Source organism: Cupriavidus taiwanensis (genome assembly GCF_900250115.1).
In the GTDB taxonomy this organism is placed as follows: domain Bacteria; phylum Pseudomonadota; class Gammaproteobacteria; order Burkholderiales; family Burkholderiaceae; genus Cupriavidus; species Cupriavidus taiwanensis_B.
This window is the reverse complement of sequence record NZ_LT984804.1, coordinates 2,104,390-2,115,929: the sequence shown is the minus strand read 5'-3', so window position 1 is coordinate 2,115,929 and position 11,540 is coordinate 2,104,390. Positions and strand designations below refer to the sequence as shown.

Genomic DNA, 11,540 nt, shown 5'->3' with positions numbered 1-11,540 from the left:
ACGCCTGCGGGAAGCGAGAAGGGGCCTTGCCAGTCGCGGGAGGCACCGGCGGGGACCAGTGCTGACGGCGCTTGCTGCAGCGCGCTAGCGGTGTGTTGCGGACGCTTCGGCGCCCACCGTCGGTGCATACCGCATGAGATGCCGCCAAGCCGCCGACAAACCGCAGTTTCGCCGCGCGCCATGCGCAATCTTCCCAACAAACGCCGTGCGCCTGCGTGCTTTAATCGATTCGAAATCAAGCCCCTTTTCTGCGCGGCCAAACGCAGGTTCCCCGGAACCCACCACTGAGGATCAGACGCCATGACGTTCCGCCCTAAATACATCACCTTCGACTGCTATGGCACGCTGACGCGCTTCCGCATGGCAGAGCTGACGCGCGAACTGTTTGCCGATCGGATTCCGACGGAACACATGGAGCACTTTATCTCTGACTTCAGCGCCTTCCGCTTCGATGAGGTACTGGGTGACTGGCAACCCTATGAAGTGGTGCTGAAAAATGCCGTGCGCCGCCTGTGCAAGAAGTGGAAGATCCAGTACCTGGATAGCGATGGCCAGCAGTATTACGATGCCGTGCCGACGTGGGGTCCGCACGACGATGTGCCGGCGGGGCTGGCCAAAGTGGCCAGGGAAATCCCGCTGGTGATCCTGTCGAACGCCGCCGACGCCCAGATCCAGAAGAACGTGGCCATGCTCGGTGCACCGTTTCACCGGGTCTACACCGCGCAGCAGGCCCAGGCGTACAAGCCGCGCCTGAAGGCCTTCGAATACATGTTCGACTCGCTCGGCTGCAATCCCGAGGACGTGCTGCATGTGTCGTCGAGCCTGCGCTACGACCTGATGTCGGCCCATGACATTGGCGTGGTGCACAAGGTGTTCGTGAACCGCGGCCATGGCCCTGGCAACCCGGCGTACCAGTACACCGAGATCCGGGACATCGCTGGCCTGCCTGGCGTAGTGGGTCTCTGAGGTTCCTTCCCGCTGCCGGCCTCTATGTTCGGTTCAAGGGCCGTTCAGGGACCGGCTTGCCCGGGCCTTGCTTTCACTGCGCATTCTGTTTCGCCCGTCGCTGTTTCCCCGCAGCGGTTTCTCTCTTATTAGACCAATCAGGAGCACAACCATGAACGATAGCCACAACGAGCTTGAGAAGCTTGTCGGTCCCGGCGATAGCCTTCGGCTGATGGACCTGCTCAAGCGCGGCGCGACTCGGCGTGACGTTCTTGCGATGTTGCTGGCGGGAGGCATGCAGGCCACGCTCGCCGGGGGCCTGGCCGGCGCTGCCGTCACGGCCCACGCGCAGACGCCCAAGAAGGGCGGCCGGCTCCGCGTGGCCGTTGGCACGGCAGCGGCATCCGACACGCTCGACCCGGCCAAGCAGTCTAACCAGAACGACTATGTGCGCTGTAACATGGTCTACAACGGCCTGACCTGGCTCGATGCCAGCCTGACGCCACGGGCCGCCCTGGCCGAGTCGTTCAACACGACGGATGCGAAGACGTGGGTCTTTACGCTGCGCAAGGGCGTGACCTTCCACGACGGCAAGGCGTTGTCCCCGGCCGACGTGGTCTACTCGCTCATGCGCCATAAGGATCCAGGCACTGCTTCCAAAGCCAAGGTGCAGGCCGAGCAGATCGAGAGCGTGAAGGCCACCGGGCCGAACGAGGTCACGGTGGTATTGACGAGTCCCAACGCCGATCTGCCGGCAATCCTGGGGACTTCGCATTTCCAGATCGTCAAGGACCGGACCACGGACTTCTCTGCCGGCATCGGAACCGGGCCATACAAACTCAAGGAATTCAAGCCTGGGGTGCGCACGCTGGTGGTGCGCAACGAGGCCTATTGGAAGCCGGGCAAGCCCTACCTCGACGAGATCGAGCTGGTGGGAATCGCCGACGACAGTGCCCGTATCAATGCGCTGTTGTCGGGCGGGATGGATCTGGTGGCCATGGTCAATCCGCGCTCGGTGGCCCGGATCAAGGCTACGCCAGGCTACTCGGTGATGATCACGCAATCCGGACAGTACTCGGACCTGGTCGTGCGCAAGGACGTTGGCCCCGGTGCGAACCCCGACTTCGTGATGGCGATGAAGTATCTGCTGGATCGCCAGCAGATGAAAAAGGCCATCGCGCTCGATCACGCCGTCATCGGCAATGACCAGCCGATCGATCCCACCAACCGGTTCTACTTCAAGGATCTGCCGCAGCGCGCCTTCGATCTGGACAAGGCAAAGTACCATCTGCGCAAATCCGGCGTGACGGGCAAGGTGCCCGTGGTGACATCGCCGGCCGCCCTGTACTCGGTGGAGATCGCGATGGTGCTGCAGCAGACCGCGCAGCGTGCGGGGCTGGATCTAGACATCAAGCGCATGCCTGCCGACGGCTACTGGTCTAACCACTGGCTCAACAGCCATGTCGGATTTGGCAACGTGAACCCGCGCCCCAGCGCCGACACCATTCTCACGCAGTTCTTCAAGTCCGATGCACCGTGGAACGAATCGCGCTGGAAGAACCCCCAGTTCGACCAGCTGCTGCTCGCCGCGCGGGCTGAGACGGATTTTGCAAAGCGCAAGCAGATGTATGCCGACATGCAGACGATGATCCATGCCGAAGCGGGCATCGGTATCCCCTTGTTCCTGGCCAGCGTCGATGCACATTCCTCGAAACTGAAGGGCTTGTCGCCGATCCCGCTTGGCGGCCTGATGGGCTATTCGTTTGCCGAGCACGTCTGGCTTGACGCGTGATGTGGCAGAGGGCGAGGTGCTGCCGGCACCCGCGTTTCACTGCGCCGACAAGGCAATCGAACAGAGGGGACGGAATACTTGAGCACATTTCTTTACAAGGCCGATCCGGTGCGTGGCCGCCAGTGGGCCGAGATCTTTGCGCGGGAGCGATCCGATCTCGAGTTCCGCATCTGGCCGGACATCGGCGATCCGGAAAAGGTCAAATACCTGGCGGCCTGGGTTCCGCCGGAAGACCTGGGGCGACGCCTGCCGAACCTGCGGGTACTGTTTTCGACAGGCGCCGGCATCGACCAGTTCGACCTGAGCGCGATCCCTGCCGAGGTGCCGCTGGTGCGGATGATCGAGCCGGGTATCGTCGACGGCATGGTGGAGTACGCCGTGTTCTCGGTCCTGGCACTGCATCGGGATATGCCGGCGTATCGCCGGCAACAGGCACAGGCCTTGTGGCATCCGCTGCAGGTCCGGGCCGCGCATGAGCGGCGCATTGGCGTGCTGGGTCTGGGCTCGTTGGGGCAGGCGCTGCTGGAACGCCTGCGGCTGTTTGGATTCGATTGCGCGGGGTGGGCCAGGTCGCAGCGCAGCATCGAAGGCGTGACGTGCTTCGCTGGCGCCGAGTCCCTCGACGCTTTCCTGGCGCGCACCGACATCCTGGTCTGCCTGTTACCGCTGACCGAGGAAACGCGCGGGATGCTGGGGAGCCGCCTGTTCAACGCGTTGCCGCGCGGAGCCGGGCTGGTGCATGTCGGGCGTGGGCAGCACCTGAACGCGGCCGATCTGATGGCGGCCCTCGATACAGGCCAGCTCGGCGACGCGATTCTTGACGTGACGCACCCGGAGCCGCTGCCCGCCGACCACCCATTGTGGTCCCACCCCAAGGTCTGGATCACGCCGCATATTGCCAGTGTTACGCGGCCGGATACGGCCGCCATGGCCGCGCTCGACAATATCCGTCGCTTCGAGCACGGCGAGCCGCTCATCGGGCTGGTGGACCGCGCGCGAGGGTATTGAAACTGCGGCGCCGGGATAGTCAGCACGGCCTCAGCTCACCCACAGCATCAAAGAATTCCGCGGTGTGGCCTGGCGGAAGCCAAAAGAATAGCTATGGATAGATTTGCAACAGCAGGATCGTTGCGTGTTCGCGGGCGTTAAAAAAAAAGCAAAGCGGAATTTGCCGAGCCATTCCAGGAAAGGCAAACAATCTGCTTGCCATCATTCGAGGAAACGATTTCATGAAATTGAAGCTCCTGGCCATGTCGGCCGCCTTGCTGGCTGGGTCCGGCGCATACGCGCAATCCAGCGTGACGCTGTACGGGGTTGCCGATGTGGGTATCGAGTATCTCAACCACGCCGTGGCTTCGACCGGCACCGTGCCGGCCGGCGCGCAGAGCCACAATCTCTGGGCCATGCAGTCGGGAAACCAGTCCGGATCGCGGTGGGGCTTGCGCGGCGTGGAAGACCTGGGAGGGGGAATGAGCGGCGTCTTCCTGCTCGAAAGCGGGTTCAACCTTGATAACGGCACGTCGGGACAAGGCGGCCGTCTGTTCGGACGGGGCGCCTATGTTGGCCTGAAGAGCCAATGGGGCCAGCTGACGCTGGGCCGGCACACGACCCCGTTCTTTGACTTCGGCGTCTACTATGACCCGATGGCCATCGCGGCCCGCTATTCCTCCGGCGCGCAGGATCCGTACATGGGCGGAGCGCGCGCCGACAACTCCGCGAAATATATGGGCAAGTTCGGCGGACTGAGCGTGACGGCCCTGTACAGCCTCAACAGCAACAACCAGGAAGTCGCAGGCAATTTCACCAATGGACGTTCGTACTCGCTGGCGCTCAGCTATGACGGCGGCCCGTTCTCGCTCGGCGCCATTTACGACCAGTCTAACCGGTCCGCCCCCACCGCGCTTTCGACCGATAGCCTGATTCGGCGGGCCGCCGTGGCCGGCACCTATACACTCGGTCCGGCCAAGCTCTACGCAGGCTATCGCTACGCGCATGCATTCAACGGTGCCACGTTGCCTGGCGTTGCCGTGGCGAACACGGTGTCGAACCTCGGCTGGTTCGGTGTTGGCTACCAGGTATTGCCTGCCCTGTCGGTGACCGGCTCGGCGTATTACCAGAACCTGCGTGAGGGGAATGCCGGGAATCCGTGGCTGTTGGTCGCGCTGGTCGACTATACGCTGTCGAAGCGCACCGATATCTACACCTCGGTTGCGTACTCGCTGAACCGCGGCAAATCCAGCCTCGGTGTGGTCGGCTTCAATGACCAGCTCGGTGCAAGAAGCGAAGCGGTTCGCCCGGGTGCCAACCAGTTTGGCGCGATCGTCGGCATTCGCCACAAGTTCTGAACGCACATCCCATTCGCGCCGACCCCCGGGGGCAAGCGGAATCCCCCGGGGTAGGCCTCGATCCGTCAGCACAAACAGCGCGCTGACTGATCGGCACGCCATCTTCATCAGCTGACAGCCTTCCATTCGCTCAAAGACATAGCCATGTCCAACATCGCCCCGTTTAACCAGGACTCCGGCCTCTTTCACCCTCCCGTGCATTTCATGGAGCACGCCAGGATCTCCGGCATGGAGGGCTATCGGGCGCTGTGCGCCGAGGCCGAACAGGACTACGAACGCTTCTGGTCCCGGCAAGCGCGCGACAACATCAACTGGCACAAGCCGTTTGCCAGGACGCTGAACCAGGACCATGCTCCGTTCTACCGGTGGTTCGAGGACGGCGAACTGAACGTCTCGTACAACTGCCTGGACCGCAACCTGGTCAATGGCAATGCCGGAAAGACGGCGATCATTTTCGAGGCGGACGACGGCGAGGTCAGCCGGATCACCTATGCCGAGCTTCACGCCAAGGTCTGCCAGGTTGCCAACGGCTTGCGCGCGCTTGGCATCGGCAAGGGCGACCGCGTGGTGATCTACATGCCGATGTCGGTCGAAGGCATTGCCGCGATGCAGGCGTGTGCGCGCATCGGTGCGGTGCATTCGGTGGTGTTCGGTGGCTTCTCGGCCAGGTCGCTGCGCGAGCGCATTATTGACGCCGGCGCGGTGGCGGTGATCACGGCTGACGAGCAGGTACGCGGCGGCAAGCGCCTGCCGCTGAAAGCCATCGTAGACGAAGCATTGGCCCTGGGCGGTTGCGAGACGGTCAGGCGCGTCGTCGTTTACCGGCGCACGGGTGCTGACGTCGGCTTCGTCCCGGGACGCGACCTGTGGCTGTACGACCTGGTCGCCGGCCGGGACGCATCCTGCGAGCCGGAATGGGTCGACGCCGAACATCCGCTGTTCATCCTCTACACCTCGGGTTCCACCGGCAAGCCCAAAGGCGTGCAGCATGCCTGCGGCGGCTATCTGCTGTGGGCAATGCTGACGATGAAGTGGACCTTCGACATCAAGCCTTCGGACGTGTTCTGGTGCACCGCCGACATCGGCTGGATCACCGGCCACACCTACATTGCCTACGGTCCGCTTGCGGTCGGTGCAACCCAGATCGTGTTCGAAGGTGTGCCGACCTATCCCAATGCAGGCCGGTGCTGGGAGATGGCCAGCAAGCATCGCGCCACCATCTTCTATACGGCCCCGACGGCGATCCGTGCGCTGATCAAGGCCTGCGACAAGGATCCTGCCGTGCATCCCGGGCAGTACGACCTGTCCAGCCTGCGCCTGCTCGGCTCGGTCGGCGAACCGATCAATCCCGAGACCTGGATGTGGTACCACGAGAACGTGGGCAACGGGAAGTGCCCGATCGTCGATACCTTCTGGCAGACCGAAACCGGCGGCCACATGATCAGCCCGCTGCCGGGTGCGATGCCGCTGCAGCCGGGATCCTGCACGTTGCCATTGCCCGGCATCATGGCCGCCGTGGTGGACGAAGCCGGCAATGAACTGCCTCATGGGCAAGGTGGAATCCTGGTCATCAAGCGCCCGTGGCCATCCATGATCCGCACCATCTGGGGCGACCCCGAGCGGTTCCGCACCAGCTATTTCCCGAAGGACCTGGGGGGTAAGCTCTACCTCGCTGGCGATGGCGCGGTGCGCCATGACCAGACCGGCTATTTCAGCATCACCGGGCGCATCGATGACGTGCTCAATGTCTCCGGGCACCGTATGGGCACCATGGAGATCGAATCCGCGCTCGCTGCGAACCCGTACGTGGCGGACGCCGCGGTCGTCGGCAAGCCGGACGACACCACTGGCGAAGCGATCTGCGCGTTTGTCGTGCTCAAGGGTGCGCGCCCGCAGGGGGACGCAGCGCAGCAGATGGCCCGGGAGTTGCGGGACTGGGTGGCCAGGGAGATCGGCCCCATCGCAAAGCCCAGGGAGATCCGCTTTGCTGACAACCTGCCAAAGACCCGGTCGGGCAAGGTCATGCGGCGTCTGTTGCGCTTGATTGCCCGGGGGGAGGAGATCACGCAGGATCTGTCCACCCTGGAAGATCCTGCGATCCTCGGGCAATTGAGACAAGCACAGTAAGCCCGGCCGCCGACCGGCGTTGCGCACCACAAGCGAGGTGCGCAACGCCGTTGCGCACCACAAGCGAGGTGCGCGCGGCTGCCGGTCAATTCAGCGGCGGCCACACGAAGCGATAGGGAAACGGACGGCGAACGTCGTCAAGCCACAGGTATGTGCGAAAGGACCAAAGACGGGCACTGGAACGGTGACCTAAAGGCAGAAGCAATGCAGCAGACGAACAAGACCACGCAGCACAGGGAGAGCGCCAATGTCTCCTAAGCAACGTTGGGCGGCCATGCGGGAACGCTATCCCGCGCTGGGTGACTTTGGCTATGTCAGCATGATGCTCAATTCATCCATGCATCCAAAAACGCAGCATCGCGTCCTCGATTGCATCGAGGAACAGCGCGTATGGGAGTGGCGCGATGCGCCGGGGATCGGCATCACCCGCTTCGGACGCTTTGAACATTCCTGCTGCGTGACGTTTGCGCGCCGGGGCCGCGGCGCCATGTACTACGTGAGCCAAGATGGGCGTTACCGCATGGAGGAAGCGCCCGTTTTTGCCTCCGAGTTCGCGCCGGACCGGCAATGAGAGTGCGCATGGCGGAGCGGGGCAGGGCAGCGCTGCTGTTGCAGGAAACCGGAATCAGCTGGACTACGTGCGCTTTTCCTGGACTGGAAATCCGGACCTAGCTGGACTGCCGTGCAACTTCCGCGGACGCCGAACTGGAAACTGCAGATCGGTTCACTCTCGCACTTGCCGCGGGGAAGAAGTCAGCGAGGTGACCGTCAATATGGGGGCCATTCCCTGTGAATGCCATCCCAGACCAGCACCTCGCTATCCTGGCCCCCGACCTCGATACCTGGCGGGATCGGGCTGAACGACGCCCATGCACGCCATGACAGAAGCATCAGGCAGAATCCCGCACCCGGGCGACCACCTCCTGCACCAACAGTTCCGGGCTCGCGAACACCGGCAGCCCCAGTTGCTCGGCGAGCGGTTCGCTCAAGTGCGCCAACGAGGCTTGCGCTAGGACGATGCGATCGACGCGTGGCGCCAACTCTGTGGCAGCCTTGCACACGAGGCGATCGTGCAGGTCACGCCTGCCACTGGCCAAGGCGTCGAATGCCGCCGCGCACAGGAGGCTCTCCGCTGGGATATCGCGGCCGGCGCCCTGCGCGTGCGCAGTCAGCAGTGCACGGCTCGGTGCGACCGTCGACGGGGTCGTGCAGATCAGACCGACGCGGCCTGGCGCGCTTGCCACGCGGGCGTAGAGGGGATCGTCGATCTTGAGGATCGGCACACTCACCGTCTGGCGCGCGGTATCGATGGCCGGCGAGGTTGACGAGCATGTGAAAACGATCAGATCGGCCCCCGCATCGGCCGCCGCTTGTGAGAGTGTGGCGATGCGGCGCGTGATGCCGCTTGAAGGACCTTGCCGGATCAGGTCCTGCAGGACACTTTCGTCCAGCATGTGAAAGCAGTCTGCGTCTGGCAATTCCGACTGGAAGCGCGGACGGAAACGCTCGACCAGCATCGCGACCGTATGGATAAAGGCAATGCGCCGGATCATGGAAGCCCTTCGGGTTGTCAATGGAGAGATCAGCAGTGCTGCGCGAGCCATGCGTCGACTTCCGCGCGCAGCGGAATCCCGGCGGCGGCACGATGCAGCGGCGGCGTCTTCGGCGCGTCGAACAGTTCCGCCGGTGTTCCCTGTTCGCACACCTTGCCTTCATGCATGAACACGACGTTGTATGCGACCAGGCAGCAGAGGAGATGGGTGGGATCGCCGAGCTGGCACAGCCCATAGGCCACTGCCGAGCCGACCAAGCCGCCGCCAATCACGATCACATCGCTCGGCAACCTGTATGCCTTTGGTGCCCGCTTAGAGTCATTCATGGATCTCTCCTGGTCGGCGTAGGTGGGCTGACGGGCTGAATCGGGGTTCGGCGCGTTGCAGAGACGGACCTGGTCTAGAAGTCGGCGACCTTGCCCCATGCCGAGCCGCTGAACCGACCAGGCCGGTACGGTATGGGATCCACGATCGGTTCGGCACCGGTGGCAAGGTCCGCGATAAGGTGGCCGGCGCCAGGGCCGATGCCAAAGCCGTGTCCAGAAAAGCCCGCAGCCAGGATGAAACCCGGTATGGACGGCACTGCGCCGATGCCGGGAACACCATCCGGCGTGCTGTCGACAAAGCCGGCCCAGGCGTCCGTGATCCTTGTTTCGCGCAGTGCAGGCAGGAGTTCGAGGGCGCGACGGTGGGTCTCCCTGACCGTCGCCAGATCGGGCTTCGGATCCAGGATGCGCACTCGCTCCATTGGGGTCGGGGCATCGAGCCGCCACCGCTTCAGCGTTTCGTGCCCACCACGAATGCCTTCCAGGCCTCCGGGAAGAAGGCTGCGCCAGCGCTTAGCGAACATGGGCACGAACTGTGGGGCGAATCGCAAGAACTGTGGCGTCACGTCCACGCGTGCGCGGCCGCTGATGGCCAGTGCGTAGCGTCCGTCGCTGCGGCGCGTAATGGACACGCCTGCCGTAAACAGGGCATCCGGCAAGCGATGCTCGACAGGGGAAACGCTCAGGATGGATTGACGAATCGAGGCCTGGGGAAAACGGATGCCGAGCTGGCGGCAGAACGCGGACGCCCAGGCGCCACCGGCCAGCACCGCCGTCCTGCTCTTGATGACCCCGGCTTCCGTGATGACCCCGCTGACTCGTCCGCCTTCCGTCTCGATGCCGCGGGCAGCGCAATTTTGGTGAACGCTGCCACCGAGCTTGATGAGCGCAGCTGCCACGGCCGGCGCAGCCTTGCCAGGATCGGCGGTGCCATCGCTGGGCGAGAAGACGCCGCCTTTCCAGGCGCGCCCGGTCGCCTGCCCCCGCTGGGCGGCTTGCCGACTATTGAGCATATGGGTTAACACTCCAGCGGTCTTTGCAAAATCGCCCCAACTGGACCAACGGGATAGTTCGGCCTCGTCGTTACTGAGATACAAGAGCCCGCAGCGATGGAAGCCCGTGTCTTCCCCGCTTTCTGCGGCAAAGCGTTCCCAGAGATCAAGGCTCTTGCTCGCTAGCGGAAGTTCGCGAGCATCGCGGTTCTGCTGCCGGCACCAGCCCCAGTTGCGGCTCGATTGCTCGGCGCCAATCCTCCCCTTCTCCACCAAGGCGACCGAAACGCCGCGCTTGGCCAGGTAGTAGGCGGTAAAGACGCCAATGATGCCGCCGCCGATCACGACCACATCAGCCGACGCCGGCAGCGTGGGCGAAGTTTGGATATGGTGCAGCGGAGGGGACATAATGGATCTCGCTTGTCGATTCAAGCCTGGACGCTTTGAACTACGTAGAATTTCGCCACGCGATCGCTGCTTTCCCACCCGATCGGTGCGCCGTGGGGCACGAACAGCGCATCTCCGGTGCCCACTGAAAGCACGCTGCCATCGGGGGCTGCGAACCGCACGCTGCCGGCCAGCAGATGCATGAATTCGTTGAGGCGATGCGGACGGACGACGCGGTGGTAAGGTGTTGAGTCCCAGGTGCCCGCGAGGTACTGCGCGCCCTCCTCTGCGAAGACATTGTCGCTGCGGCAGTCCGGGGTGGGGCCGAGCAGCGTCTCCTTCGGCGGGGCTTTGGACGGCCTGAAGTCGGCGTTGGCGCGAAGCGGGATGAGGCCGCGCTTCGTCGGCTTGTCGCAAGCGGCTGCGCAAAAGGAAAACCGCACGCGGGATCCGGCCTGGATGCGCAGCGCCGTGCCGCATCCGATGACAGCGCCCGCTTGCGGACCCAGGACCAGCGGGGCCGCTCCTGCTTCAGTCAGCGTCAGCTCTCCTTCCACCACGACGATGGTTTCGATGTGAGGGAAGCTCGCGACATCGAGCTCGCCAATGAAGCTGGCCCGGCCAGCGATCATGGAGTCGGGTCCTTCCCATGCGATTTCGCGCTGTCGCGCAAAGGGGTCGTCATTGCCGAAGGCCGCCCTGCGGAATTCGGTTGAAACGGGCGCGCCATCGGCGCGATGCAGCACTAGGGCCACGGTCATGATTGCTCCTGCGCGTTGCGCGTTGTCTTGCTGAAACCTCAATCGGCACTGGGTGCCGTGGCCTCCTGGAACCAAGAATTGCTTTGGTTGCAAAATACTCCTCGAGACCTTCAATTCCGTATTCGCGGCCATCTCCCGACGGCTTGTATCCGCCAAAGGGCGCATCGGGGATCCATGCCGGATAGAGCCGAGGTCGGGCCTTTGCATGTCCAAAAGCATAAGCTGCGTGCCCCTCGCGCCGGTGCTGTAATCAGGGTCTCGTGCAAAGCAGGCTGCCGTTGTGCGAGTTGCTATCAGCAGATCCTGCGGTCG

The 11,540-nt window shown here is 63.6% G+C and carries 10 protein-coding genes and 1 pseudogene; 6 read left to right on the top strand and 5 right to left on the bottom strand.

Going from position 1 to position 11,540, the window contains the following annotated elements:
- The first annotated feature begins 300 nt into the window (after positions 1-300).
- From CBM2586_RS26220 to CBM2586_RS26195, 6 genes are all read left to right on the top strand, one after another.
- Positions 301-966, top strand: a complete 666-nt coding sequence (locus tag CBM2586_RS26220) for a haloacid dehalogenase type II (RefSeq protein WP_115666378.1) — start codon at positions 301-303, stop codon at positions 964-966.
- A gap of 151 nt (positions 967-1,117) precedes the next feature.
- Positions 1,118-2,737 carry an ABC transporter substrate-binding protein gene (locus CBM2586_RS26215; RefSeq protein ID WP_115690725.1) on the top strand — a complete coding sequence of 540 codons (1,620 nt, stop codon included), beginning with the start codon at positions 1,118-1,120 and terminating at the stop codon, positions 2,735-2,737.
- Positions 2,738-2,815: 78 nt separating this feature from the next.
- Positions 2,816-3,745, top strand: a complete 930-nt coding sequence (locus tag CBM2586_RS26210; RefSeq protein ID WP_115666380.1) for a 2-hydroxyacid dehydrogenase — start codon at positions 2,816-2,818, stop codon at positions 3,743-3,745.
- Between the two features lie 221 nt (positions 3,746-3,966).
- The gene (locus tag CBM2586_RS26205) at positions 3,967-5,082 is read left to right on the top strand and encodes a porin (RefSeq protein ID WP_115690723.1); all 1,116 of its coding nucleotides are present in this window, start codon (positions 3,967-3,969) and stop codon (positions 5,080-5,082) included.
- 144 nt (positions 5,083-5,226) lie between these two features.
- On the top strand, positions 5,227-7,209 hold the full coding sequence (gene acs / locus CBM2586_RS26200; protein WP_115690721.1) for an acetate--CoA ligase: 1,983 nt from the start codon (positions 5,227-5,229) through the stop codon (positions 7,207-7,209).
- A 247-nt stretch (positions 7,210-7,456) separates the two neighbouring features.
- Positions 7,457-7,780, top strand: a complete 324-nt coding sequence (locus tag CBM2586_RS26195; protein ID WP_145987449.1) for a hypothetical protein — start codon at positions 7,457-7,459, stop codon at positions 7,778-7,780.
- Positions 7,781-8,099: 319 nt separating this feature from the next.
- Here CBM2586_RS26195 and CBM2586_RS26190 read toward each other — a convergent pair whose 3' ends face one another.
- The 5 genes and pseudogenes from CBM2586_RS26190 to CBM2586_RS32205 all read right to left on the bottom strand — a co-directional run.
- Positions 8,100-8,762 (bottom strand): aspartate/glutamate racemase family protein, encoded by a 663-nt coding sequence (locus CBM2586_RS26190; RefSeq protein ID WP_115666384.1) that lies wholly within the window; start codon positions 8,760-8,762, stop codon positions 8,100-8,102.
- 29 nt (positions 8,763-8,791) lie between these two features.
- Positions 8,792-9,088, bottom strand: a complete 297-nt coding sequence (locus CBM2586_RS26185) for a hypothetical protein (protein WP_115690719.1) — start codon at positions 9,086-9,088, stop codon at positions 8,792-8,794.
- A gap of 74 nt (positions 9,089-9,162) precedes the next feature.
- Positions 9,163-10,488, bottom strand: coding sequence for an NAD(P)/FAD-dependent oxidoreductase (locus tag CBM2586_RS26180; protein ID WP_115690717.1), 1,326 nt, complete (start codon positions 10,486-10,488; stop codon positions 9,163-9,165).
- Positions 10,489-10,508: 20 nt separating this feature from the next.
- Entirely contained in the window at positions 10,509-11,228 is a 720-nt protein-coding gene (locus CBM2586_RS26175) for a cupin domain-containing protein (RefSeq protein WP_115666386.1), read from the bottom strand.
- Between the two features lie 70 nt (positions 11,229-11,298).
- Positions 11,299-11,412 (bottom strand): annotated as a pseudogene (locus tag CBM2586_RS32205) (aldehyde dehydrogenase family protein); the annotation flags it as partial.
- Positions 11,413-11,540 lie beyond the last annotated feature (128 nt).

Coding starts and splice junctions, on each gene's coding strand:
- CBM2586_RS26220 (WP_115666378.1), top strand. CDS start 301: ATGACGTTCCGCCCTAAATACATCACCTTCGACTGCTATGGCACGCTG.
- CBM2586_RS26195 (WP_145987449.1), top strand. CDS start 7,457: ATGTCTCCTAAGCAACGTTGGGCGGCCATGCGGGAACGCTATCCCGCG.
- CBM2586_RS26215 (WP_115690725.1), top strand. CDS start 1,118: ATGAACGATAGCCACAACGAGCTTGAGAAGCTTGTCGGTCCCGGCGAT.
- CBM2586_RS26180 (WP_115690717.1), bottom strand. CDS start 10,488: ATGTCCCCTCCGCTGCACCATATCCAAACTTCGCCCACGCTGCCGGCG.
- CBM2586_RS26185 (WP_115690719.1), bottom strand. CDS start 9,088: ATGAATGACTCTAAGCGGGCACCAAAGGCATACAGGTTGCCGAGCGAT.
- acs (WP_115690721.1), top strand. CDS start 5,227: ATGTCCAACATCGCCCCGTTTAACCAGGACTCCGGCCTCTTTCACCCT.
- CBM2586_RS26205 (WP_115690723.1), top strand. CDS start 3,967: ATGAAATTGAAGCTCCTGGCCATGTCGGCCGCCTTGCTGGCTGGGTCC.
- CBM2586_RS26190 (WP_115666384.1), bottom strand. CDS start 8,762: ATGATCCGGCGCATTGCCTTTATCCATACGGTCGCGATGCTGGTCGAG.
- CBM2586_RS26175 (WP_115666386.1), bottom strand. CDS start 11,228: ATGACCGTGGCCCTAGTGCTGCATCGCGCCGATGGCGCGCCCGTTTCA.